At 42.4% G+C, this 25,877-nt stretch carries 25 protein-coding genes (1 of these 25 cut by a window edge); 24 read left to right on the top strand and 1 reads right to left on the bottom strand.

All coding sequences use genetic code 11. From position 1 onward, the window contains the following. Positions 1–66 precede the first annotated feature (66 nt). The 17 genes from spoIIE to pabC all read left to right on the top strand — a co-directional run bounded on the left by spoIIE (position 67) and on the right by pabC (position 19,955). Positions 67–2,475, top strand: a complete 2,409-nt coding sequence (gene spoIIE / locus EHS13_RS01575; protein WP_155698693.1) for a stage II sporulation protein E — start codon at positions 67–69, stop codon at positions 2,473–2,475. 316 nt (positions 2,476–2,791) lie between these two features. Next, positions 2,792–3,448 carry a phosphatase PAP2 family protein gene (locus EHS13_RS01580; RefSeq protein ID WP_155698695.1) on the top strand — a complete coding sequence of 219 codons (657 nt, stop codon included), beginning with the start codon at positions 2,792–2,794 and terminating at the stop codon, positions 3,446–3,448. A 69-nt stretch (positions 3,449–3,517) separates the two neighbouring features. After that, positions 3,518–4,261 (top strand): vWA domain-containing protein, encoded by a 744-nt coding sequence (locus tag EHS13_RS01585; protein WP_155705187.1) that lies wholly within the window; start codon positions 3,518–3,520, stop codon positions 4,259–4,261. Beyond that, entirely contained in the window at positions 4,245–5,168 is a 924-nt protein-coding gene (locus EHS13_RS01590) for a protein kinase domain-containing protein (RefSeq protein ID WP_227013748.1), read from the top strand. Before EHS13_RS01585 ends, EHS13_RS01590 begins: the two co-directional genes overlap by 17 nt. Beyond that, positions 5,165–6,598, top strand: coding sequence for a tRNA lysidine(34) synthetase TilS (gene tilS / locus EHS13_RS01595; RefSeq protein ID WP_155698696.1), 1,434 nt, complete (start codon positions 5,165–5,167; stop codon positions 6,596–6,598). The genes EHS13_RS01590 and tilS overlap by 4 nt, the downstream gene beginning before the upstream one ends. A 12-nt stretch (positions 6,599–6,610) precedes the next feature. After that, positions 6,611–7,150: a hypoxanthine phosphoribosyltransferase gene (gene hpt / locus EHS13_RS01600; RefSeq protein ID WP_155698698.1), complete on the top strand. Its 540-nt coding sequence runs from the start codon at positions 6,611–6,613 to the stop codon at positions 7,148–7,150. 30 nt (positions 7,151–7,180) lie between these two features. Beyond that, positions 7,181–9,214: an ATP-dependent zinc metalloprotease FtsH gene (gene ftsH / locus EHS13_RS01605; protein WP_155698700.1), complete on the top strand. Its 2,034-nt coding sequence runs from the start codon at positions 7,181–7,183 to the stop codon at positions 9,212–9,214. 446 nt (positions 9,215–9,660) lie between these two features. Further along, on the top strand, positions 9,661–10,599 hold the full coding sequence (nadA, locus tag EHS13_RS01610; protein ID WP_155698701.1) for a quinolinate synthase NadA: 939 nt from the start codon (positions 9,661–9,663) through the stop codon (positions 10,597–10,599). Between the two features lie 53 nt (positions 10,600–10,652). Then, the gene (nadB, locus tag EHS13_RS01615) at positions 10,653–12,266 is read left to right on the top strand and encodes an L-aspartate oxidase (RefSeq protein ID WP_155705188.1); all 1,614 of its coding nucleotides are present in this window, start codon (positions 10,653–10,655) and stop codon (positions 12,264–12,266) included. Then, positions 12,259–13,128 (top strand): carboxylating nicotinate-nucleotide diphosphorylase, encoded by an 870-nt coding sequence (gene nadC, locus EHS13_RS01620; protein WP_155705189.1) that lies wholly within the window; start codon positions 12,259–12,261, stop codon positions 13,126–13,128. Before nadB ends, nadC begins: the two co-directional genes overlap by 8 nt. After that, complete coding sequence (locus EHS13_RS01625; RefSeq protein WP_155698702.1) at positions 13,125–13,892, top strand: type III pantothenate kinase; 768 nt, start codon at positions 13,125–13,127, stop codon at positions 13,890–13,892. Before nadC ends, EHS13_RS01625 begins: the two co-directional genes overlap by 4 nt. Before the next feature lie 53 nt (positions 13,893–13,945). Next, the gene (gene hslO / locus EHS13_RS01630) at positions 13,946–14,818 is read left to right on the top strand and encodes an Hsp33 family molecular chaperone HslO (protein WP_155698703.1); all 873 of its coding nucleotides are present in this window, start codon (positions 13,946–13,948) and stop codon (positions 14,816–14,818) included. Between the two features lie 30 nt (positions 14,819–14,848). After that, positions 14,849–15,793, top strand: coding sequence for a peptidyl-prolyl cis-trans isomerase (locus EHS13_RS01635; RefSeq protein WP_155698704.1), 945 nt, complete (start codon positions 14,849–14,851; stop codon positions 15,791–15,793). Positions 15,794–15,886: 93 nt separating this feature from the next. After that, positions 15,887–16,825, top strand: a complete 939-nt coding sequence (gene cysK / locus EHS13_RS01640) for a cysteine synthase A (RefSeq protein WP_155698705.1) — start codon at positions 15,887–15,889, stop codon at positions 16,823–16,825. A 152-nt stretch (positions 16,826–16,977) separates the two neighbouring features. Beyond that, a complete protein-coding gene (locus tag EHS13_RS01645) occupies positions 16,978–18,501 on the top strand; it encodes an anthranilate synthase component I family protein (protein WP_155698706.1) in 1,524 nt (507 codons plus the stop codon). Positions 18,502–18,507: 6 nt separating this feature from the next. After that, complete coding sequence (gene pabA, locus EHS13_RS01650) at positions 18,508–19,095, top strand: aminodeoxychorismate/anthranilate synthase component II (RefSeq protein WP_155698707.1); 588 nt, start codon at positions 18,508–18,510, stop codon at positions 19,093–19,095. Then, a complete protein-coding gene (pabC, locus tag EHS13_RS01655) occupies positions 19,092–19,955 on the top strand; it encodes an aminodeoxychorismate lyase (protein ID WP_155698708.1) in 864 nt (287 codons plus the stop codon). Before pabA ends, pabC begins: the two co-directional genes overlap by 4 nt. A gap of 24 nt (positions 19,956–19,979) precedes the next feature. Here the strand turns inward: pabC and EHS13_RS01660 are convergent, their stop codons facing one another. After that, positions 19,980–20,639, bottom strand: a complete 660-nt coding sequence (locus tag EHS13_RS01660) for a hypothetical protein (RefSeq protein WP_155698709.1) — start codon at positions 20,637–20,639, stop codon at positions 19,980–19,982. Between the two features lie 123 nt (positions 20,640–20,762). Between EHS13_RS01660 and folP the strand changes: the two genes are divergently transcribed. From folP to lysS, 7 genes are all read left to right on the top strand, one after another. Beyond that, positions 20,763–21,581, top strand: a complete 819-nt coding sequence (gene folP, locus EHS13_RS01665; RefSeq protein ID WP_155698710.1) for a dihydropteroate synthase — start codon at positions 20,763–20,765, stop codon at positions 21,579–21,581. A 36-nt stretch (positions 21,582–21,617) separates the two neighbouring features. After that, a complete protein-coding gene (folB, locus tag EHS13_RS01670; protein WP_155698711.1) occupies positions 21,618–22,004 on the top strand; it encodes a dihydroneopterin aldolase in 387 nt (128 codons plus the stop codon). Next, positions 21,983–22,498 (top strand): 2-amino-4-hydroxy-6-hydroxymethyldihydropteridine diphosphokinase, encoded by a 516-nt coding sequence (folK, locus tag EHS13_RS01675; RefSeq protein WP_155698712.1) that lies wholly within the window; start codon positions 21,983–21,985, stop codon positions 22,496–22,498. The genes folB and folK overlap by 22 nt, the downstream gene beginning before the upstream one ends. After that, positions 22,477–22,695, top strand: coding sequence for a helix-turn-helix domain-containing protein (locus tag EHS13_RS01680; RefSeq protein WP_155698713.1), 219 nt, complete (start codon positions 22,477–22,479; stop codon positions 22,693–22,695). Before folK ends, EHS13_RS01680 begins: the two co-directional genes overlap by 22 nt. Positions 22,696–22,757: 62 nt before the next feature. Continuing rightward, positions 22,758–23,774: a tRNA dihydrouridine synthase DusB gene (gene dusB / locus EHS13_RS01685; RefSeq protein ID WP_155698714.1), complete on the top strand. Its 1,017-nt coding sequence runs from the start codon at positions 22,758–22,760 to the stop codon at positions 23,772–23,774. A 202-nt stretch (positions 23,775–23,976) separates the two neighbouring features. Beyond that, positions 23,977–24,453 (top strand): transcription elongation factor GreA, encoded by a 477-nt coding sequence (gene greA, locus EHS13_RS01690; RefSeq protein ID WP_155705190.1) that lies wholly within the window; start codon positions 23,977–23,979, stop codon positions 24,451–24,453. An 86-nt stretch (positions 24,454–24,539) separates the two neighbouring features. Then, positions 24,540–25,877, top strand: the 5' portion of a protein-coding gene (gene lysS, locus EHS13_RS01695; RefSeq protein WP_155698715.1) for a lysine--tRNA ligase. Its footprint extends 159 nt past the window's final position; 1,338 of the gene's 1,497 nt are visible here — the first part of the coding sequence; it begins with the start codon at positions 24,540–24,542; its stop codon lies beyond the right edge, outside the window.

Genomic DNA, 25,877 nt, shown 5'->3' on the forward strand with positions numbered 1-25,877 from the left:
AAACTTTATAAGAGATTGTACTTATAATAGGGACACACGAATGGGTAGGGTGGTGTCTTGAGGAAAATGAAGATTAACAAGCTAGTTCAGACATGGATATTAAGAAGAGGCTTTATTCTATGGATGGTTATGGCGTTTTTACTAGGAAGAGCAACGATTTTGGAAGACTTGTATCCATTCGCAATAGCTTTCTTCGCGGTAGTTTATTATTCACGCAAGGCTTGGTTAAATTGGATGACTATGGCGATTATTGTAGGCAGTTTATGCTCGCCTCAAATCCATACCGGTTATATTGTTACAGAGATGCTAGTGTTTATTTTGCTGCAAAAGGGCTTGGAAAAGTATGAGAAAGCGGATATCTCCTATGTACCTATCCTCTCGTTTGTAGCTGTTTTTCTAGTCCAGCTGTTCGCTTATTTGGTTCAAGTGGGCTTAAGCTGGTATACATTATTGATCACAACGGTCGAAGGCTTGTTAAGCCTAATTTTAACATTGATTTTTATGCAAGCGGTCTCGGTATTCACACTCTCTTGGAAGAAGCAAGGCTTGAAGAATGAGGAAATTGTTTGTTTAATTATTCTACTCGCTTCCGTTATGACGGGGACTGTGGGATGGATGATTGGTTCTGTCTCCGTAGAGCATGTGTTATCTCGCTTTTTGATCCTATTGTTTGCGATTGTGGGCGGTGCTCCTTTAGGTGCGTCGGTTGGTGTAATAACAGGCTTAATCTTAAGCTTGGCAGATACTAATGCAGTCATTCAAATTAGTTTGCTGGCTTTTGCAGGCATGTTAGCAGGTCTATTGAAAGAAGGTGGCAAGCTGGCTGTCGCCTTGGGTATGCTGTTAGGGGCATCTATACTTTCTATTTACATTGGAGATAAAACAAACATCATAGCCTCTACCTGGGAATCGTTGGCGGCTATCGTAATATTTATGCTGATGTCGCGCTCACTGCCCCGAACATTGGCCAAATATATACCGGGAACAAAGGAAAATATGAGATCTCAGTATGAATATGCGAGACGGGTAAGAGATCTAACTGCTAGTAAGGTCGAGCAATTCTCTGAAGTATTCCGTATGCTTTCTAATAGCTTTAAACAGATTGCAGTCCAAGGTGAGGCTGTCAAACGAGAGATCGAAGATGGACATCTAATGAATGAAGTAGCCAATAAGACATGTGCAACCTGCTGGAAGCGCAAAGAGTGCTGGGAAGGGAAATACAATCAAACCTATGGATTTATGATGGAAATAATTCTTGGACTTGAAGCTGGACGCAAGCTGGACAAGCGTGATATTCAACCAAGCTGGAAAAAGGCATGTATTAAGCCTGATCAGGTGCTAGTGGAAATGAAGCGGCAATATGAGATCTACTGCAATAATTTACATTGGCGCAAACAAGTCGTTGAGAGTCGTAAGCTAGTATCGGATCAGCTAGATGGTGTTTCACAGGTCATGGAGGATTTAGCTAAGGAAATTAAACGTGAAGGTCAAGAGATGGTACTGCAGGAGGATCAAATTCGCGAAGCATTGCAGCAGATGGGCTTAGCCATTGCAGGGATTGATGTGATTAACCTGGAGATGGGCAAGGTGGAAATTGAGATTGTTCACCAATATTTGAAAGGCTTTGATGAGTGCCGTAAGATTATTGCCCCTTTATTATCTGATATACTTGGCGAGAATATTGTAGTGAAAAAAGAGCAATTCTCCGATAAGGGGGAAGCCTTTTATACCGTTACGTTTGGTTCAATGAGACAATATGGAGTGGAAACAGGAGTAGCGGGTGCGGCTAAGGGTGGTGATCTGTTGTCAGGTGACAGCTTTAGCACGAAGGAATTGGGCAATGGTAAATTTGCTGTCGCACTTAGTGATGGGATGGGTAATGGCGAGCGAGCCAGTATGGAAAGCAGTACGGCCTTAGCTGTTCTGCAGCAGCTGCTGCAGTCGGGGATGGATGAACGTTTGGCAATAAAGTCTGTAAATTCAGTGCTTATGCTGCGATCGGTCGACGAAATGTTTGCTACCGTGGATATGGCATTGATTGATTTATATAATGCATCGACTACATTCTTAAAAATTGGCTCTACTCCAAGCTTTATTAGAAGAGGCGGGGAAGTCATTCAAGTTGCAGCAAACAACCTCCCAGTAGGGATTATGCATGAGATTGAAGTGGATTTACTGCGCATTCAGCTGCTGCCTGGCGATATTCTGATCATGATGACAGATGGGATTTATGATGCTCCGGGCTACGCGATGAATAAAGATCTCTGGATGAAACGAATGATTCAAGAAATTGCCGTTGAAAGCCCGCAGGAGATGGCGGATTGCTTATTGGAGCGGATTGTGCGGCATTTAGATGGTGAAATCATCGATGACATGACCGTCATAGTTGCCAAAATAGAGCGTTACCAGCCCGAATGGTCGGCGCTTCGCTGGCCTGTTATGAATCAAATTGAACGCCCGAAGACAGTAAGCTAGCGGAACTTTATATAAGTATGGGAATTAAAGTCAAGCAGCTGTCCCATTAAATTGTGGAGGGCGTTGGCTTTTTTTTGCATTTATTAGATTGCTAACGGGCCACTTATTATTGTTGTCTGTTAGCAATATAGAGATAAAATATACATGACACACGGGTTAGATTTTGATAGAATTGTGTTTAGGAATAATTTGGTATTTTTGTTCGGGTGAATATGTAGCGCTTTGGGGGATTTAAGAATTAAATAAAGCATAGGGGTTTGATTTTTTTTAGAAAAATAAAAATGCTTTTTTGTTAAAGCAGGGGGAGTTGTGAGTTTTGAATCGCTTTATAAAACGTATAGTTCCCATATTGACTATGCTGATATTTCCATTCTTAGGAATGCTATATCATTGGGTCAATCAACCAAAGGTGACTGTATACAGTTTAATGACTAATGCGGATAATGCCATCCCATTTGTACGTTTCTTTGTACTGCCGTATTCCATTTGGATTTTTTATATTTATATTTGTTTGATTTATTTTTTTATTAAAGAGATTAAAGTCTATTATAGAACCTTATTGATCTACACACTTTGTGCACTCCTATGTTATTTTATTTATACCTTCTTTCAAACGACAGTCCCTCGTCCTAATCTAGTTGGAGATGATGTATTTACACGGTTAACGCAATATGTATACAACCGTGATTTACCTTATAACTGTTTTCCTAGTATTCATTGCTTTTCCTGTTATTTAGTGATGAAAGCCATTTACAAAAGCTCATTCAAGAACCGCATTAATCAAACACTTATCTATGGGATGTCTAGCTTAATTATTTTATCAACCTTATTTGTGAAACAACATGCCATGATGGATGCATTAGCTGGATTTCTTCTAGTGGAAATGGTTTATCTAGTTATTGCGCGTATTGAAAATCAGCTGAACCCATCCTTAGAAAAACAAAGAAAATTGGGCGAGGTTTATCGCGGCTAACGTTTACGGGCTCGCATTCTCGGGAAAGCTAGAGATAAAAATCTAGTTTTGGTGAGGGATGAGCGTATGATGAGACAAATCATTTTGGTTACGGACGGTTGCTCCAACGAGGGGATGAGTCCAGTTGTTGCTGCGGCTCATGCCCTGGCTGAGGGTATTGTGGTAAATGTAATTGGAGTAATGGATAATGGTGAGCTAGGTCAAAAAGGCACGGTTGAAATAAGCGACATCGCTAAAGCAGGTGGAGGCATAAGCCGAATTGTACGAAGTCAGCTCTTATCGCAGACTATGCAGATGGTGACTCGAAAAACAGTTTCACATACCATCCAGCAGGTAGTGAATAAAGAGCTGCGTCAGATCATGGGAATACCCGATTTGGAATCCTTGCATCCCAGTAAGCGCGCACAGGTAGTGCAAACCATTGATGAGTTAAGTGAAACCTCAGATTTGCAAATTGCCTTGCTCATCGATACGAGTTTAAGTATGAAATCTAAGCTTCCTGCCGTACAGGACGCCATGCAGGATTTACTGCTTAGCTTGCAAGCAAGACTGGGAAAAAGTGAACTGGCTGTCTTTCACTTTCCAGCAATGGAGAAGTCTGAAGAAGCACAAATGGATACAGGTTGGACGCAGGAGCTTGCAAAATTGCCGAATTTATTCTATAAATTAAACATGAAGGGGATGACACCTACGGGACCCGCATTACTTCAAGTGATTCGATATATTCAAGAGCATCGCTCTAGTACGAAGCATGTGAAGGATGATACTTCGCATAGCGACAAGGATGGGATGTTAAGTGACTACGTCGTTTGATGCAAACCTAACGACCGGCACCATGGTTAAAGGGAAATGGAACGAGAACCTATATCGCGTTGAACGTAGTTTAGGCGAAGGCGAGAATGGAAAAGTCTATCTTGTTAAAAAAGGATCGGCTTTTTTTGCTATGAAGCTTGGATTTGATCCGGTCGATCATCAATCTGAAGTTAATGTTTTGAAGCAGTTAACCAAAAGTGACAGCCCATTTAATCGCTTTCTTATTGATGTAGACGACTATCATAGCGGGGGTAAAGACTACCCCTTCTATGTAATGAAATACATAAAAGGCTTGAAGATCACTGATTTTGTGCAGGTTAAAGGAGAGAAGTGGCTTGGGCTGCTGGGACTTCATCTCTTAAAGAAGCTGACCTACCTTCATGCGAATGGCTTTGTTTTTGGCGATATAAAAATGGAAAATATTCTAGTGAGTGACTATGGCGCAGTAGAATTAATTGATTTTGGCGGGGTCACCCAAAAAGGGCGGGCCGTTAAACAATTTACAGAGATATATGACCGTGGCTATTGGGGCGCAGGAACGCGCATTGCCGATGAGGCTTATGATGTATTTGCTTTTGCTATCCTTTTTATGCAGCTTTCTGACCATGCTCATGATTGGTTTTCGAGACATCTGCTGCCACAGAATCGTACCCTTGATTTGCTTAAAGAGAAGCTTCAGCAGGAGCCGAATAATGAGCTGCAGGTGTATGTGCCTTTTTTACGCAAGGCTTTAGATGGTGAATTTACTTCATCGATTCAGGCTTATGCTGCCTGGAAAGCTTTATTCTACAAGCGTGGGAAGCCCTTCCCATCAAAGCCTGTCAAAGGGAATACGCTAGTTTGGATTCAAGCAGGTTTTATTGCTTCTGTGGTTTTATTCATATCTGTCTGGTACTTCTACTCATGAAGGGATTTCTAGAAATGGCCTTAATTCATAAAGTAGATCAAATAATTAAAGATGAGCATTTGCTGGATGTGGAGGATAGCATCGTTGTCGCTGTGTCAGGCGGACCTGATTCGATGGCTTTACTGCATATCCTTTTTTTGCTTGCAGAAGCTAATAAATGGCGGTTGGTCGTGGCTCACGTCAATCATCAATTTCGTGGAGAAGAATCAGATGGTGAAGCTGAATTTGTGGCAGCGTATGCGCGACAGCTGGGGCTGCCATTTGAAATGGGTGTGATTAATGTCCCCGATTATATTAAAGAAACTAACATGAATGGACAAGCTGCTGCAAGGGAGCTAAGATATGATTTTTTGTTAGAAGTAGCTAATAAATATCAGGCAAGACGTATTGCTTTAGCCCATCATGCGGATGATCAAGCGGAAACCATTTTGATGCGGATGATACGCGGAACAGGCACTTTAGGATTAACAGGAATCCCGATTAGGCGATGGGTAAAAAATGTGGAACTAATTCGTCCGCTTCTACGTATATACAAGTCGGAAGTGCTACAACACTGCGAGCAGCAAGGATTAAGCTTCTGTATGGATAGTAGCAACACACATAATAAATATGTTCGTAATCAAATTCGAAACGAACTGATTCCCTTATTAAAGCAATATAATCCGCAGCTTCCGGAAGCTTTAAATCGTTTGGCGGATGTGATTGGGCTGGAAGATGATTATCTTAAGCAGGAGGTAGATGCGGCTTATCAGAAGCTAGTCGTCGAAGCAACAAATGGTATACGATTGCCGAGAAGTGGATTTGCCTTATTGCACCCAGCTTTACAAAGGCGATTGATTAAATTAATATTAAGCTATCTTGCTCCAAATGCGAGTTCATTCGACTTTTTAACGACAGAAAAAGTACGTTATGCTATTACGCAGGATACTCCAACAACTTTATCTTTAAGTTTAGGTGCTAATATTATATTTACAAGAGAGTATGAGCAAATGTACTTTCGACTAACCTCCACTGTGTCGAGTGGTTATCAGTTTAGCCTTGAATCGGGAGAAGGCAAGATGGAACTTCCCGATGGGATGCTTTTAAGTTACTTTGTATCGGTCTCCAATGCTGCCGATAGAAGCCAACCAAAGCTATCTCGTTCGCATGAAACAGCTTATTTTGATTTAGATTTAGTGAATTTCCCCTTAGAAGTACGCAGTCGGCAAGATGGAGACCGCATGGAGATCCACGGTTTAAATGGCTCCAAAAAAGTAAAAGATATCTTCATTGATGCTAAACTTCCCCTGCGCCTGCGCAATCAGGTTCCTCTGATCGTAGATGCAGCGAAGCGAGTTTTATGGATTCCAGGCTTTCGCCGTTCTGTACATGCGATTGCATCATCCACTACAACGCAGTTATTATGTATGGAGCTTCATAGAACAAAGTAGGAGGCGTCATTGTTGCATAAAGACATTCAAGAAATACTGTTCACAGAAGAAGAAATTCAATTAAAGGTCAAGGAGCTAGGGAAACAAATCACAGCTGACTATGCAGGACGTAACTTACTCGTCATTTGCGTACTCAAAGGTGCATTTATTTTCATGGCAGATTTAGTTAAAGCGATGGATATTCCGCTTGAAATTGATTTTATGGCAGTGTCTAGTTATGGAGTAACAACCAAATCTTCAGGCGTTGTGAAAATTATCAAGGACTTGGATATTCCAGTTGAAGGTCGCGATGTGATGATTGTTGAAGACATCATCGACAGCGGGTTAACGCTTAGCTACCTAATCGACGTATTAGAGAGAAGAAATGCACTTTCTATTGCTGTTGTAACTTTATTTGATAAACCAGCTAGAAGAACAGTCGATCTTGAACCGGATTATAAAGGATATACACTGCCGGATGCTTTTGTGGTCGGCTATGGATTAGATTATGCTGAGAAGTATCGGAACCTTCCATACATCGGTATTTTAAAAGAAAAAGTGTATTCAAACTAACGAAGCGCGCCGCTTGAGAGGGGGTAGAGGATGAACCGTGTCCTCCGCAATACTGGGTTTTATCTACTTATTTTTTTAGTTGTGATTGGAATCGTCAAGTTCATTAGCAGTCAGAATGAAGCTGAAACAGTGCTTCCTTATAGTGAGTTCCGTATTCAACTTGCTGAGTCAGCAACAGCTACATCGCCAGACAAGAAAATCCATAAAGTTGTTGTTAAATTTGAAGGCTATACTTATTTAGTAAAAGGGGAATATGATTCTGGAAAGGTTTTTAAATCCCGGTTACCCTTTACAGATAAGGTTTTTGATATCCTAGACGAGAGTAAAATCGAAATCATTGATGTTGAGAAAATGGCTGGCGATAGCATCTGGATTTCTTTCCTTACTTCGATCATTCCGTTCGTCATTATTTTCATCCTGTTCTTCTTCTTATTGAACCAAGCACAGGGCGGCGGCGGTAAAGTGATGAATTTCGGCAAAAGCCGAGCCAGACTTTACAATGAAGAAAAGAAGAAAGTCACCTTCGAGGATGTAGCGGGAGCAGATGAGGAGAAACAAGAGCTTATTGAAGTTGTTGAATTCCTCAAGGATCCACGTAAATTCGCAGCAGTTGGTGCAAGAATTCCTAAAGGGGTCTTGCTAGTCGGTCCTCCAGGTACAGGTAAAACCTTGCTAGCACGTGCTGTAGCAGGAGAAGCTGGCGTACCATTCTTTAGTATAAGCGGTTCTGACTTTGTGGAAATGTTCGTTGGTGTGGGAGCTTCTCGTGTTCGTGATCTATTCGAGAATGCTAAGAAGAATGCACCTTGTATTATCTTCATCGATGAAATTGATGCGGTTGGCCGTCAACGTGGCGCAGGTTTAGGTGGTGGACATGATGAACGTGAGCAAACGCTCAATCAATTGCTAGTTGAGATGGATGGATTTGGCGCTAATGAAGGTATCATTATTGTCGCTGCTACTAACCGTCCAGATATTCTAGATCCGGCTTTGCTTCGTCCAGGTCGTTTCGACAGACAAATTACTGTAGATCGTCCAGATGTTAAAGGACGTGAAGCTGTTCTTAAGGTACATGCACGCAACAAGCCATTTGCTAAAGATGTGAAGCTTGATACATTAGCTCGTTACACCATTGGATTTACAGGTGCGGATTTGGAAAACCTTCTAAATGAAGCAGCTCTTATCGCAGCAAGAAGAAGCCGCAAGGATATATCGATGAGCGAGGTTGAAGAAGCTTTTGACCGCATAATTGTGGGGACTCAGAAGAAGAGCCGTGTTGTTAGCGATCGTGATAAGAAGACAGTGGCCTTTCATGAAGCGGGTCATGCGATTATTGGTTATCACGAAAGAAACGCACACATGGTGCACAAGGTTACTATTGTCCCAAGAGGCCGCGCAGGCGGATATGTGATGATGCTTCCTAAAGACAGTGAAGATCCTTTAGTAGTGACTAAGTCAGAGTTGTTAGATACGGTTACTGGTTTATTGGGCGGTCGTGTTTCTGAGGAACTATTCATTGGTGAAATCGGTACAGGCGCACATGATGACTTCCGTAAAGCTACAGCTATTGTACGTAGAATGATTGTTGAATATGGAATGAGCGATAAGCTTGGACCTATGCAATTCGGTCAAGCGCAGCAAGGCCAAGTTTTCTTGGGACGTGATTTCGGACATGAGCAGAACTACAGTGATGCGATTGCATTTGAAATTGACCAAGAAATGCAAGTCATAACACGTGCTTGTTACGAACGTGCTAGAGAAATTCTGACTAAGTATGCGGACCAAGTAGCGCTGATTGCCAACACTTTGTTGGTAAGAGAAACTTTGGATAAAGATCAAATCGTTCAGTTGATCGAAACAGGCAGCTTAGATGCATTGGATAGCGCAAAAGCAGCTTTATTAGCTGCTGATCCTGTGAAAGAAGATGAGCCTAAAGTGACCATTCAAAGCCAAGATCAACAGGCGGATGCGAACAAGCTTGAATTCGAGCGGGAAAAGAAAGATGAGAACGAAGCTAAGGACGAGAAAGGTCCTAAAGACGATAAAGATCCAACCGAAGCTTAATAAGCCTTCCAATACGATCCGGCTAACACGATTCTGTGTGGCCGGATTTTAGCTGCCTACCACTTTTCTAAGAATGAAGTGAAGGGGGAGCTTTAGAATAAAGCTCACTTAGTCGAAGTAAAACGGTTGAGAAACCAAAAGTGGAAGATTTACATGTTGAGTGGAAAGTTTACGTGCCGCCTTTGAATATTGCATCGTTACCACTTGTTTTATTTCAATAAAAAAGGATGCAATTTCAAGAGCGGCTGGAACCAACATGTAGATCTGCAACGATCTAAAATTTCTCAACGGTTAATCACTCGAAGAGTGAGATTGTTCTTAGTTCAACAAATCCAGCTATATAAATTTCTTATAGCTCCCCCATAACATTCTAATGAAATCCGGCTTTCTTATGAAAAATGAAAGTGGTATAATGAGTGTCAATGCTCAGAGAGGAGTGGATTTGTTTGGAAGCCTTAGCACTGGAAAGAAAAGCTGAACAAAATCGGGAGCTGAAAGAGCGCATTCTGCAACTTAAGAAGGAACGAAATGCCATCATTTTAGCTCATTATTATCAACGAGATGAAATCCAGGATATTGCTGATTTTCGCGGTGATTCCTTTCTATTAGCACAAAAAGCAGCAACGACAGATGCAGATGTGATTGTTTTCTGTGGGGTTCATTTTATGGGAGAAAGCGCAAAGATTCTCGCCCCTAATAAGATGGTACTAATTCCGGACGAACGTGCGGGATGCCCTATGGCTGACATGGTAAATGTAGATGGGTTGCGCGCACTGAAGAAGAAACACCCGAACGCAAAGGTTGTTGCTTATATTAATACTTCGGCAGAAGTTAAATCCGAAACGGATATATGCTGTACCTCTGCTAATGCAATTAAAGTAGTGGAGTCTGTGGATTCGGATGAAGTGATTTGGGTTCCAGATAAGAATTTGGGCGATTACGTTCAGAAATTCACTAAAAAGAAGATGATTCTCTGGGAAGGTTATTGCAATACTCACGACATGCTTACAGTTAAGGATGTTGCTGAAATGAGAGCACAATACCCGAACGCAGAATTTGTGGTTCATCCAGAATGCCGCCCTGAAGTGGTTAAGCTAGGTGACTTCGTGGGAAGTACTACCGGGATTCTCAAGTATTGCAAGGAATCACCTTGCCAAGAGTTTATCGTTGGTACGGAAGACGGAACTGGTTTTCAATTGCGTCAAGACAGCCCGAATAAACAATTTCACTTTGCGACCAAATACTTGGTCTGTCCCAATATGAAGGTCAATAACTTGAAGAAAGTGGCGAAATGCTTGGAAACCCTCTCGCCGCAAATTTATGTACCACCGCACGTTGCAGATCAAGCTAGAGCATCTTTAGAGCGCATGTTACTTGTGAAGTAACATGCGTTATTTTTCAACTTATAAGAGAGAATAATAGAAAATGGTGAATGCATTTGATTCCACGTTATTTATCCGATATTGATTTTAAAGAAACCCCGCGTGTTTATGCCGATGTTATCGTTATCGGTGTAGGCATTGCCGGGTTATTTACCGCCATTCGTGCTGCGGAAACCAAGAAAGTATTAATGATTACCAAAAAATCATTGTTAGAAAGCAATACGCGATATGCACAAGGCGGGATCGCTGCCGTTATTTCTGACGAGGATTCCTTTGCGTATCACCGACAAGATACACTAATTGCTGGCGCTGGCTTATGTTCCCACGATGCCGTTGAAATTTTGGTTCACGAAGGACCAGAGTGTGTTCGAGAGCTGATTCGAATGGGTACCCAATTTGATTTTGAGAATGGTGAGCTTGCTTTAACGAAAGAAGGGGCACACAGCCAACGTCGAATTCTGCATGCGCATGGAGATGCAACCGGCTTTGAAATTGTGCGTGCTTTATCCGAGAAAGCTATGCTGCATCCGAATATTGAGGTTTGGGATGATCATTTTGTTATCGATTTAATTACGCAGGATAATGATTGTTATGGAGCTTTGGTGCAGAAGCCAGATGGTACTAAGGTGCTTGCCTTAGGCGATGCGACCATTCTATGTTCAGGCGGAGCTGGGCAGCTATACAGATATACAACTAATCCAGAAATCGCGACTGCAGATGGGATATCCATAGCTTATCGGGCAGGAGCGGAAATTCGCGATGTTGAATTTATTCAATTCCACCCTACGGTATTGTGTTATCCAGGTGCGCCGCGGTTTTTGATTTCTGAAGCAGTTCGCGGGGAAGGCGCTGTACTGCGCAACATTAAAGGCGAGCGGTTTATGGATCGTTACCACCCGCAGCTGGAGCTTGCTCCACGTGATGTTGTTGCCCTTGCAATTGTTTCCGAGATGGAGCTTACCAAATCTACATTTATTTACATAGATATTACACATGAATCAGCAGAAAAGATAAAGCATCGTTTTCCGACTATTTATGAGCAATGTCTGAAATATGGTCTCGATTTAACTACAGACTGGGTTCCAGTCGCTCCTGCTGCTCATTATATGATGGGTGGAGTAAAAACGGGCCTACATGGAGAAACTTCGGTTAATCGCTTGTATGCATGCGGCGAAGTATCATCCACGGGTGTTCACGGGGCAAATCGCCTTGCGAGCAATTCGTTATCAGAAGCGATCGTATTCGGACGAAGAATTATTGACGAAATCGCTAAGCTGGATCCTGTTGGGCAAACGCCAGAGTTTAGTTCAACAACACATCGATTAGAGCAGCTTAAACAGCCGATTGTTGAAAAACGCTTAAAGCTGCAAAAAATTATGCTGCGCTATGCTGGATTGGTCCGCACTGCAAAAGGTTTGGAAAAAGGCCATGAAGAGCTGTGTCGCCAGCTACAAATTTTTGAATCTATCCTAACGAAACGTGAAGAATATGAATTTGCTAACCTGCTGACATGCGCTATGTTGACGATGCAGGCTGCACTTAGGCGTGAAGAAAGCCGCGGCGGTCACTTCCGGATAGATTTCCCGGAAAGAGATGACTTGGTTTGGCGTAAACATATTGTATTTAACCGTGAGCACGGTGTTATAGAGGAGCACATTGATGATGTATGAATTAAATCGTTCTGCCATTCAACAATCCATTCGTCTTTGGTTGGAAGAAGATATCGGTAATGGGGATATCACAAGCTTAACAACCATACCATCCGACCAGCAATCGAAAGCTATCATACATGTTAAAGAATCGGGAATTCTCGCGGGCTTGCCTGTGGCAGAGGCTGTATTCGGAGTGGTTGACCCTGGCTTGAAGTTTACAGCGAAAGTACAAGAAGGCAGCTTTGTCGAAAAAGGAACTATCATAGCAGAAGTTCAAGGAAATACACGAAGCATCTTGCTAGGCGAGCGGTTAGCGCTTAATTTAATGCAGCGTCTTTCTGGCATTGCAACAAGAACACATCAGTATGTGGACGCAATAAAGGATTACAAGGTGAGACTAGTCGACACTCGCAAAACAACACCTGGACACCGCTTGTTAGAGAAATATGCGGTCCGTGTAGGTGGAGGCCATAATCATCGTTTTGGTTTATATGATGCCGTTATGATCAAAGATAACCATATTAAAGGTTCAGGCGGGATTGCCATTGCTATTGAGGCTGCGAGGAATTCCATTCCCCATACGATGAAAATTGAAATTGAAGTCGAAAGCTTTGAGCAATTGCATGAAGCTTTAAATGCAGGGCCAGATATTATTATGTTGGATAATATGCTGCCAGAGGACATGCGCCAAGCAGTAGATATCATTAAAAATAAAGCTCCGCATATTCTTGTAGAAGCTTCGGGTACAGTTACCTTGGAGACCATTCAAGCTATTGCAGCATCAGGTGTGGATATTATATCAGTAGGTAGGTTAACCTATTCTGTTCATGCATTAGACATTAGTTTAGATTTGAATGAACAGAAGGTGACACAACGATGATTTTTGTTGTAGATGTTGGTAACACGAACATTGTTTTAGGTGTCTATAAAGGTAAGGACCTTCTGCATCACTGGCGCCTAAGCACGAACCGTTCAGCAACTACGGATGAATATGGAATTATGATCTTTAATTTGTTTCAGATAGCTGGGATTCGTGTAGATGAGATTGAAGGTGTGATTATCTCTTCCGTGGTGCCGCCTCTCATGTTTACGTTGGAGCGAGTGAGTACTAAATATTTAAAGAAAACCCCTTTGATTGTTGGGCCTGGGATCAAAACAGGCTTAAACATAAGAATTGAAAATCCTCGTGAAATGGGGGCAGATCGGATTGTAAATGCAATTGCAGGAATCGAGCTTTACGGAGCTCCGTTAATTATTGTTGATTTTGGGACGGCTACAACCTTCGATTATATCGATGAAGCGGGTCATTTATTAGGCTGCGCTATTGCACCAGGGATTGGAATTTCAATGGAGGCACTTTATCAGCATGCGGCTAAATTGCCACGTATTGACCTCGTGCGACCAAAAACGACAGTAGGCCGTAATACAGTTACGTCCATGCAAGCAGGCAGTATATTTGGCTTTGCTGGTCAAGCAGATGGAATCGTTGATCGTATGCGTGAAGAATTTGCTTCATCTCCTACCGTTGTAGCAACAGGCGGTTTGGCAGAGCTTATTTCTTCCGAATCCAAATCCATCCAGATCGTTAATCCTCTTCTGACCTTACAAGGACTACAAATTATATATGAGCGAAACCAAGCGTGAGATTACGGGTATTACTGTAATTGCACATGAATATAAAGAATGCGAGGAATAGGATGAATGATTATTTATTGCGGGCAACTGCTATGGAGGGCAAGGTCCGTGCTTTTGCTGTACAAACCACAGCTATAGTCGAAGAGCTAAGGCAACGACATCAAACTTCACCCACAGCAACGGCTGCCCTAGGACGAACGGTTTCGGCAGCTTTGATGATGGGAGCTATGCTTAAAGGAAATGATAAGCTAACAATTCAAGTCAAAGGCGACGGTCCATTAGGGCAAATTATGGTTGATGCTAATGCGAACGGAGAAGTAAGAGGTTATGTTGATCATCCAGAGGCAGAGCTCCCATTGAATGCAGCAGGCAAGATGGATGTAGCAGGTATCGTAGGTACAGAAGGCTTTATCTATGTCATTAAAGACCAAGGACTTAAAGAAGCTTACCGTGGAAGCACACCGATTATCTCAGGGGAGCTAGCTGAGGATTTTACTTATTATTTTGCTAAATCGGAACAAACTCCATCCTGCGTAGCACTTGGTGTGCTAGTGGATATAGATCAAACTGTGAAAGCCTCAGGTGGTTTCATTATTCAATTATTGCCTGGAATGACGGATGAAGAGATCACTCAAATGGAACTTGTTTTGGGTCAATTAAAGCCAATCAGTACGTTGCTGGATCAAGGTGCAACCTTGGAAGAAGTTTTAACGTCCATCGTTAGTGACGTTGTTATTTGGGATCAAATGGACGTGATATTTAAATGCCAGTGCTCTAGAGAACGGGTAGAGCAGACACTGATTAGCTTGGGCATAGGTGAGCTTGAAGCTATTTTGCTGGAAGATGGGAATGCTGAAGTTGTGTGTCAATATTGTAATGAGCCTTATGTATTTGAGGGAGAGCAGCTGCAAGAGCTAATATCAAAAATATCGTAGGAGTGCGCGGAGTAAATAAGGAGAATAGGTATGAAGAATATTAAAGTTTTACGCGCTACTATTGGTTTATTATTAGTTGTTGTTATTGCGGAGACGGCGCTTTTTGGTTATCGCGAAGTGTTGTTTCGTTCTGCTCCTGATATTGTTCAACATGAAACTAACGAAATAACAGATAAAACGGTAGCTCAAATTGGTGATGTGTTAATCAAGCAAAGTGAGCTGGCTAATAATTTATATACAACGCATGGGGCGGAGCTAATCAATCAAATGTTAGACCGTTATGCCATTCAAATGGAAGCGGATGAGCTGGGCTTTAAGCTAACGCGCGCGGACATTGATGACGAATTAAAACGCATGCAGCAAGGCTATGAAAGTGAAGAGCTATTCTACAAATCGATGAAGGAACAAGTTGGGATGAGTGAGCTTGAGCTCCGACAGGACGTGAATTATAAGCTGTTGCTTGAACGAATAGCAACCAAGGATATAGATGTAACGGATGAAGAAATCGCAGCTTATAAGAAAGAGCACAGTGAAGAGTTTAAGAATACGGTGCAGCTTCATATTGAGCAAATTGAAGTAGAAAGTATGGCAGCTGCTTTAAAAGTCTTAGAGCTTTTGAATAATGGCAATGATTATACAAGTGTGGCTATTGCGAACTCAACGGATACAGCGACAGCAGCGGACGGTGGCGATTTGGGCTGGGTGGAAGAAGATGACCCGTTCATTCCTGCACCTATTCTTCAAGCCGCTAAAGTCTTAGGTGTTGGTGAAGTAAGTCAGCCGATTAAAGTGGATAAGAAGTACTATATTGTGCGGTTAGTGGATTTTAAACAAAATAGCAAAGGCACTCTTGAAGAAATCGATGCAGCGCTCCGCAAGCAATTAGCTTTACAAAAAGCACAGCCGCTTAAGGATTTAACACAAGAATTACGTAATAAAAGAAAAACAGTCATCCTTGATCCACAGCTAAAATGAATTTTATGTTGACAACGATTTCTTGGATTGTTAAGATTATTATAGTTAAAACCCACTAAAAGACTCGGGAATAGTTTGAGGAGGATAATAAAAATGGCAAGATTAGTTCAGAACATTACAGAATTGATTGGTGATACTCCGTTAGTCCGTTTGAATCGTGTAGTTCCAGAAGGCAGTGCAGAAATTTACTTGAAGCTTGAATTTCAGAATCCAGGAGCAAGTGTTAAAGACCGTATTGCTATTAGCATGGTAGAAGTTGCTGAGCAAGCGGGCTTACTTAAACCAGGAGCAACGATTATTGAGCCAACCAGCGGTAACACAGGAATTGGTCTTGCAATGGTAGCTGCAGCTAAAGGCTATAAAGCCATTCTAGTTATGCCTGAAACGATGAGTATTGAACGTCGCAGCTTGTTGAAGGCTTATGGCGCTCAATTGGTGCTTACTCCAGGAGCAGAAGGTATGAAAGGCGCAATTCGTCGTGCTGAAGAGCTACAAGCGGAAAACCCAGAATATTTTATGCCACAGCAATTCAATAACCCAGCTAACGTTAAAGTTCACCGTGAAACTACAGGTCCTGAAATCGTGCAAGCTATCAATGATTATGATGGTAAATTGGATGCTTTCATCTCAGGTGTTGGTACGGGCGGAACTATTTCGGGAGCAGGCGAAGTTCTAAAAGCTAGCTTTCCAGGAATCAAAATATATGCAATTGAACCAACAAACTCACCCGTACTTGCTGGCGGTAAACCTGGTCCTCATAAAATTCAAGGTATTGGAGCAGGCTTTATTCCAAGCATTCTGAATACAGAGATTTATGATGGAATTATTTCCGTTGATAATGAAGAAGCTTTCGAAACTGCACGTCGTGTAGCTAAAGAAGAAGGTATTCTAGGTGGAATTTCCTCCGGTGCTGCTATCTTTGCAGCTTTAAAAGTAGCTAAAGAATTAGGCGCTGGTAAAAGAGTAGTTGCTGTTATCCCTAGTAATGGGGAGCGTTACCTTAGTACAGCACTATATCAATTCGAAGATTAATCGGTTTTATCCTTATAAAATAGCTTATTTAAGCCTCTCCGACATGGAGGGGCTTTTGCTTTTGGTTTTTTTTCGCTATAATTGTACGGGTAATGGGCAGTTTTTACATGTTTGTTGCTCGTTAATTAGTATGGAACCAGGAGGCTCGTCCCTTGATTGTTACAGCATATAAACAATGGCAAGAATGGGCAGAGCTTTACACGATGTTGCCTTTTGTTAGAAAATACGATTTATTAGAAACACGAGTAGCTGACTGGCAGATGGCTTGGGAGCAAGCAAGTGAAGCTTCTTTTGTACTGGAAAGTGGAAAAGGCGGGCGATATAGCTTTCTTGGGATCAAACCGACAACAAGCATTCGTGGAAAATATACAGATGTCCCGTTGATGAAAATTAAGCAATGGATGCAACCGTTTAACTCTCCTTATGTGGAGGGGGCTCCTAAATTTATTGGCGGATGTATCGGCTTTTTAGGTTATGATACCGTACGTTCTCTAGAACGGTTACCCCAAACAGCAGAAGATGACTTGGATTTGCCTGATTTCGCGATGATGCGGTTTGATCAGCTTTGGATCATCGATCATCAGGAACTAAGCTTATATTGCGCCAGTCATACCTACACATTCACTGAAAAGCATGTACTTCAGCAGCTATATGATACGGCTTCACATGAAACAGAAAAAATGAAGCAGCAATGGGACACTATTGTAGCAGGTGGGAATAACGAAAACTCACAAGCACGCAAATCACTTTATCAAGAGGCGATTCAGACTGGGAATTTACAAATAGATGTGGATAAAATCCCCGATGTTGAGCGAGCTTTTGGTAAACTGGATTATATGAGAGCTGTAGATCGAGTCAAACAGTATATTGGCCAGGGCGATGTGTTTCAGGTTAATTTATCTGTTAGACAAAGCCGTAAGCTTACCCTTAATGAAATCGAGGAGCGGATTACACCAGAGGAAATTTATGAATGGCTCCGTTTATTGAATCCATCTCCTTATATGGGGATCCTGCGTTTTGCAGATTTTCAGCTTGTGTCAGCCTCGCCTGAATTATTGGTTCAAGTGGAGAATAATCAAGTTCGGACACGTCCGATTGCGGGGACTAGACCTCGTGGCTTAAACGAGGATGAGGATAACCGGCTTGCAGATGAGCTAATCCATAATGAGAAAGAACGCGCGGAGCACGTCATGTTAGTCGATCTGCAACGCAATGACTTAGGCAAAATTGCCCGATACGGTACAGTTAAAGTGGATGAGTTTATGGTCATTGAGTATTATTCACATGTGATGCATATTGTTTCTGGGGTGAAAGCCGAGGTCGCTGCAGGCAAAGATGCTTATGATGTGCTGGCAGCTGTATTTCCTGGAGGTACCATAACCGGTGCACCGAAAATTCGCACAATGGAAATTATTGAAGAATTGGAACCAGTAAGGCGAGGACCTTATACGGGAGCTATCGGGTGGATTGACTATAACGGTAATTTAGAATTTAATATGGTTATACGTACAATGGTGGTTAAGGATCAAACGGCGTATATTCAAGCAGGTGCAGGAATTGTTATTGACTCTGACCCTGAGAAGGAATACATTGAATCCATTAATAAAGCCAAAGCATTATGGAAAGCGATTGAATTTAGTGAACAAAGGATTAAAACCAATATAAAGAAGGGGTGAGTCGGAATGATTCTTGTAATAGATAACTATGATTCGTTTACTTACAATTTAGTTCAGTATTTAGGGGAGCTAGGAGAGGAAGTTGTCGTTTATCGCAACGATGAAATTGATTTGGCGGGGATTGAGCACCTTAAGCCAAGTCATATTCTGATATCACCAGGACCTTGCACACCGAATGAAGCGGGTATTAGCTTGAGCTTAATCGAGCATTTCAAAGGTGTAATTCCGATTTTTGGAGTTTGTTTGGGTCATCAGGCGATCGGTCAAGCATTTGGTGGAGAAGTCATTCGAGCAGAAAAGCTGATGCATGGCAAAACATCACCTATGATTAATGACGGCAAGACCATTTTCGAGGGCCTGCCAAGTCCTTTTACAGCTACACGCTATCATTCTTTAATTGTTCGCAGAGAAACGTTGCCGGATTGTCTGGAGATTAGTGCGGAAACAGCGGAAGGCGAGATCATGGGCTTGCGTCATAAAGAATATGCAGTAGAAGGTGTACAGTTCCATCCTGAATCAATCATTACCGAAAACGGACTTCAAATTCTGCGGAATTTCCTCAAACGTACGGTGTTGGACGGAATTAAGGGATGATTATCTCAATGAACGGGAGCTTATGCGAGGAAAAAGAAGCCGTGGTCTCCGCTTATGATCACGGTTTTCTCTATGGAATGGGTTTGTTTGAAACCTTTCGCACTTATCAAGGCAAAGCCTTTTTGTTGAAAGAGCACTTGGAACGATTGGCTTTAGGGTGTAAAGAGCTAGCGATTCAACTCAAGATCGGGCTCGCTTACTGGGAGCAGCAGATTGAGCAATTGTTGGCGGTTAATCATTTACAGGATGGATACTTCCGTTTATCTGTTTCCGCGGGTACAGATCTATTGGGACTTCCAACAAATGAGTATCTCACCCCAACTGTAATACTCTATGTAAAAGCATTACCGGTCATGGATGATCAGCTTTATGTAAAGGGAAAGCCACTGCAGCAGCTGCGTTTGCGTCGTAATTCTCCTGAAGGGGAATGGAGACTTAAATCCTTTCATTACATGAACAACATCATGGCAAAACGTGAACTGATGGAATATCCTTGGGCTGCAGGCGCCGAAGGGCTTTTTTTGAACCAAGCTGGAGTGGTGGCAGAGGGTATCGTTAGCAATGTATTTTTCATTAAAGAGGGAAAATGTTATACACCAGAGGTTGATACAGGTATCTTGCCAGGAATAACGCGGCAGAAGGTTATTGATTTAGCAGAGCAATTAAACATCCGTCTGGAACAAGGTTTATATAGCTGGGAAGAGTTAGCTGCTGCTGATGAAATATTCTTAACTAATTCGATACAAGAGCTAGTCCCCGTTACCACATTATTCGATCTCGAGGGAAATCAGCAGCAAATCAGCGAGGGCATAATTGGACCTGTTACTCATAAGCTGCTTGCGGAATATCGACTCTTTTAACGAATGAAGTGGCTGGAAGCTAGGTTAAAAAGTAATCGGTGGTAAATCGAAGCTGTAAGCAAGCAATAGTGGATTTACCAGCTTTTCAATTTGTTTACGACTCTCGACAGTCTGTTGTTCACTTAAGTTAAAGCCAATATTTAATCTATTCACCCTGATATCCGCACCAATAGAGTTAATTCCAGGAATCTGATTTATATTTGCTGTCAATAACTCTTGGGCAGCTTCTAACTCAGCTTTGGTGAATTGTGCATCTTCAAATTCAATGGAATCTGGAAATTTAGCTAATGCTATAATCTTTTCCTCGAGCTCAGGCGTGCTATGGACTAATTTAACAGCTAGCTTGTGATTTGCCGATTTAATATAGATGCCTCCGTAGTTTTCCGGTGGGAGAATGCTTGCTATATTCGGGACCTGGCCTTCAATATCTGCAAGTCCTGCCAGAATAGTGCGTTCCCCGATCATGGCAAATCCCGGATTGGGACCTTGTTCAGCATAAAGTCGGTTTATAGCCTCCGGTGAGGTGTCCAACCCAACGTTCTTTCGCATCTCAACCAGATTCTTATAAGCAGTAGACGTAGGATCGGGTAAAGTATTTTCTGAAATAGGTGTAGTGCCACTATCTTTATAAACGAATAAAATAGCGGCTAGGATTAGAATCGAGACTATAGTTGCTTTGAACATCAGATAAAATCCTTTCTTTATTGGATTATAGGGTTAGACGTATAATATCCCAAAAGGTTGTTAAATTGTAAAAAAATCCTTGTGAATCAGCTTAACCAAGTCAAACCCTTAAGGAGTAAGGAAATGGGAGTGCTACAATGTCATGATCAAGCCCTGCAAATCGGCACTAGAACATTAATTATGGGTATTCTAAATGTAACTCCCGATTCTTTTAGCGATGGGGGTGACTTTATTTCCGTAGACAAGGCTGTAGAACGCGCTAAGCAAATGGAAGCTGAAGGGGCTGACATCCTCGATATTGGCGGGGAATCGACTCGTCCTGGTGCAGATAAGGTTACTTTGGCAGAGGAACTACGGCGTGTTATACCAGTTGTACAAGCAATTAGAGCTGCTGTATCGCTTCCAGTATCTGTGGATACCTATAAAGCGGAAGTCGCACGTCAAGCACTTGAGGCTGGAGCACATATTATTAATGATGTTTGGGGTTTGAAGGGCGACGAAGCTATGGCAGAGGTTATTGTCCATTATCGCTGTCCGGTTATATTGATGCACAATCGCAAGGTGATGAATTACGCTGATTTTTTAGCAGATGTTGTTGAGGATATGCAGGCGAATATTCAGTTTGCTGTGGATGCAGGGATAGATCCTTCCCAAATCATTCTTGATCCGGGAATCGGTTTTGCCAAAAGCTATGAGCAGAATTTGGAACTGATGAATCACTTAAACGGATTGGTTGCATTAGGCTATCCTGTCCTTTTGGGAACTTCACGCAAGAGCATGATTACTAAAACCTTAGAGCTGCCTGCAGACGATGTCATAGCGGGAACCGCTGCCACAGTTGCTCTGGGTATTGCTCAAGGCTGCGAAATTATCCGTGTTCATGATATAGAACAAATGAAGCGGGTTGCCAGGATGACAGATGCGATTGTCCGAAGAGGTTGAGTCAACGGAAATATTTATCAAGGAAGAGGTCTGGAAATGGATAAAATAATTCTTACTCGCATGGCTTTTTATGGCTATCACGGTGTGTTTGCAGAGGAAAATAAGCTGGGACAGCAGTTTTATATAGATGCAGAGCTTTCGCTTCCGCTAGACGAAGCCGGGCGCAGCGATGAGCTGGAGCATACGGTTAATTATGCCGAGGTTTATCACACGATCCAGGGTATTGTTGAAGGTAAAACCTTCCGTTTACTGGAGGCTTTAGCAGAAAACATTGCATCTACGCTCCTGCAAACATATACTAGTATCAATGAAATCAAGGTTAGAGTCATTAAGCCACACCCGCCGTTCAAGATTTTTTTCGAAGGGGTTACCGTGGAGATTACTAGAAAGCGGGAAGCCGGATGGATTCAACACAAGTCTTAAAAGAGTTTGCCTACATTGGGCTTGGCTCGAATATTGAAGATCGTGAGTTCTATTTGGCAGAAGCCATTCGTTTATTACAAGAGAATCCTGACATACAAATTAGCCGTTGTTCATCCATATATGAAACAGATCCGGTGGGATATACAGACCAAGCAGCCTTTTTAAATAGGGTAATTAAAGTGGAAACTAACCTTAAGCCGTCTGAGCTGTTTAAACATATGTTATCCGTGGAGCAGCTGCTGGGTCGTGTACGTGATATTCGCTTTGGTCCGCGGACCATTGATCTCGATTTGTTGCTATACGGTCATCATCAGTTGGACCAGCCTGAACTGTTGGTCCCGCATCCACGAATGGCTGAACGTGCTTTCGTACTTATTCCCCTTTTAGAGATTGCAGATGAGAATTCAATACCCGCCATGGATATTCTCAAACATAATGTAACCGAACTGGCAGGAAAGGAAGGCGTCAAACTATGGATTACCAACAACAATTAGCACGTAGAATAAGAGCATTTCGTAAATTAAAAAGACTAACCCAAACCGAACTAGCCGATTCCGTGGGCGTTTCCATTGCTATAATCGGTGCAGTAGAGCGTGGAGCCCGCAAAGTGGAGAGCTTGCTGTTAGGTCGGATCGCTGAAGCACTTGCCGTGGAACAGAAGGATCTGCTTCCGCCCGTTGCAATATCGTAGATTATTTGAAGGTAAATACCGGTTATCCGGTTACCTTGCAGCCTTAAAGGAGATGTAAGCCCATGTTTAAAATAGGCAACATAGAGACGAAGAATAATGTAGTGCTTGCCCCTATGGCAGGTGTTTGTAACCCCGCTTTTCGCTTAATTGCTAAGGAATTTGGCGTTGGGCTCGTTTGTGCCGAAATGGTTAGCGACAAGGCTATCGTGCACAAGAATGAACGAACCATGCAAATGCTATATGTGGATGATCGAGAAAAGCCATTAAGCTTGCAAATTTTTGGTGGAGATGTAGAAACACTAGTGGAAGCAGCTAAAGTCGTGGATCGTCATACCAATGCCGATATCATCGATATCAATATGGGCTGCCCTGTTCCGAAGATAACCAAATGTGATGCTGGCGCTCGCTGGCTGCTTAAACCTGATAAAATCGAGGAAATGATCGCTGCTGTTGTCAAAGCGGTTAATAAACCCGTAACAGTTAAAATGCGCATTGGCTGGGATGATGAGCATGTATATGCCGTGCAGAATGCCAAAGCCGTTGAGAACGGCGGGGGTCAGGCTGTTGCAGTCCATGGCCGTACCCGGGTTCAAATGTACTCAGGCGTAGCCAATTGGGATATCATTAAAGAAGTGAAGCAGGCGGTTTCTATTCCTGTCATTGGCAACGGAGATGTCTTCACACCAGAGGATGCTAAGAGAATGCTCGATCATACTGGCTGTGATGCTGTTATGATTGGACGTGCTGCGCTAGGTAACCCTTGGATGCTGTATCGCACCATTGAATATTTGACTAACGGAACACTGCCTCCAGATCCAACAGCTGCTGAGAAAATCCGGATTGCTATTCTGCATATGGATCGTTTGATTACCCTTAAAGGTGAGTCTATTGCAGTGAAAGAGATGCGGAAGCACATGGCTTGGTATCTAAAAGGGCTGACGGGTTCGGCTAGAATTAAAGATGTGCTTATGGAATTGACAGAGCGCGATAAGATGGCAAATGTGTTAAATGATTATGTAGCACATCTAGAGTCCGAGCCTCCGCAAATCGAATTTGAAAGTGAAGCTATTTTTCACTAAAATCCTTGTAAAACTAGATAATTGCCCGGATTGACATTTGACTAAGGTTGCAATATAATCAGTCAATAAACCGAGCGAGATCTAACTTACATGTCATTAGGATGCAAATTTGTAATATATTAGAGGGTGAATTCATAACGATTGGGGATCGATCAGATTCTGCGATATGGAAATCTTTCACGTGACGGGAGATCAGTTAAAGATGGCTGAAAAAGAAGTTATACTTACCCAAGAAGGCTTGAGGAAGCTCGAAGATGAGCTCGATACTTTAAAATCAGTCAAACGCCGCGAGATTGCTGAAAGAATCAAAGTAGCAATTGGATATGGCGACATAAGTGAGAATTCAGAATATGAAGATGCTAAGAACGAGCAGGCATTTGTTGAAGGTCGTGTCATAACCTTAGAAAAAATGCTGCGTAATGCTCGAATTATCAATAGCGACGAAGTAGATACCAACACGGTAAGTGTAGGTTCTATTGTAACTTTGAAGGATATGGAGTTCGGTGAATTGGTGGAATACTCCATCGTAGGCACGGCTGAATCCGATCCCCTGCATAACAAAATATCCAATGAAAGTCCTGTAGGCAGAGCCATTCTTGGTAAAAAGAAGGGTGTTTCCGTGGACATAAACGTTCCAGCTGGCACTATTTCCTATCAGATTATTGATATTAAAAAGTAATGAGTTACGCCTTTGCTTGAATAATTCTTTGGAAGCTTCCTCTGGAGGCTTTTTTTTTCTAATAAATATAAGGGAGCGATTATCACATGAGTGAAGAATTAGAACTGAATGAGCTATTGGTCATTCGCCGCAAAAAGCTGGATGAGCTTCGCGCAATTGGAGTAGACCCATTTGGACAAAAGTATGAGCGTACCCATTTAGCTAAGCCTATTTTGGATACATATAGTGAACAGAGTAAGGAAGAGCTCGACGCAGCTGCTGTTGAGGTTCGTATTGCTGGACGGATTATGCAGAAGCGTGGAATGGGCAAAACCTCTTTTGCACATATTCAAGATATCTCTGGGAAAATTCAAATTTATGTCCGCAAAGATACAGTAAGTGAATTGGATTTCCAAGCTTATGAGATTCTAGATATTGGCGACATCATAGGTGTCAACGGACTTGTATTCAAAACACAAACTGGGGAAACCTCCATTAAGGTGCTAAGCTTGGTTGTATTAACGAAGTCGCTTTACCCACTTCCTGATAAATTTCATGGACTGAAGGACGTAGAAATGCGGTACCGTCAGCGTTATGTGGATTTAATTATGAGTGAGGAAGTTAAGGAAACTTTCATTTTACGTTCGAAAATCATTCAATCCATGCGCCGTTATCTAGATAACGCAGGTTATTTGGAAGTGGAGACACCAACGCTGCATTCCATACCAGGTGGAGCTTCTGCGCGCCCTTTTGAAACGCATCACAATGCTTTGGACATGCAGCTCTATATGCGAATCGCGATCGAGCTCCATTTAAAGCGGTTGATTGTCGGCGGCTTAGAGAAGGTATACGAAATTGGCCGAGTTTACCGGAACGAAGGGGTTTCCACGCGTCATAACCCTGAATTTACGATGATTGAGCTTTACGAAGCCTATGCCGACTATACAGATATCATGCGCTTAACGGAGCAATTAGTTGCACATATCGCACAAGAAGTTTTAGGCACTACAGTCATTGCGTACCAAGATCAAGAAATTGATCTTACTCCATCTTGGAAAAAAATCAGTATGGTTGACGCGATTAGAGAAGTAGTTGGAGTCGATTTCAGCCAGCACATGAGCAACGAAGAAGCGCATCGTTTAGCCAAAGAGCATAAAGTTCATGTAGAACCTAGCATGGCTTTTGGTCACATCGTCAATCAATTCTTTGAAAGATTCGTCGAAGAAACGTTGATTCAGCCTACATTTATTACAGGGCACCCTGTAGAGATTTCACCACTAGCTAAGAAGAACGCAGAAGATCCGCGTTTCACCGATCGCTTTGAGTTATTCATCGTAGCTCGTGAGCATGCTAATGCGTTTACTGAATTGAACGATCCTATTGACCAACGCCAAAGATTTGAGTCGCAATTGCTTGAGCGTGAGCAAGGGAATGATGAAGCCCAT

Source organism: Paenibacillus psychroresistens, assembly GCF_009728935.1.
In the GTDB taxonomy this organism is placed as follows: domain Bacteria; phylum Bacillota; class Bacilli; order Paenibacillales; family NBRC-103111; genus Paenibacillus_AC; species Paenibacillus_AC psychroresistens.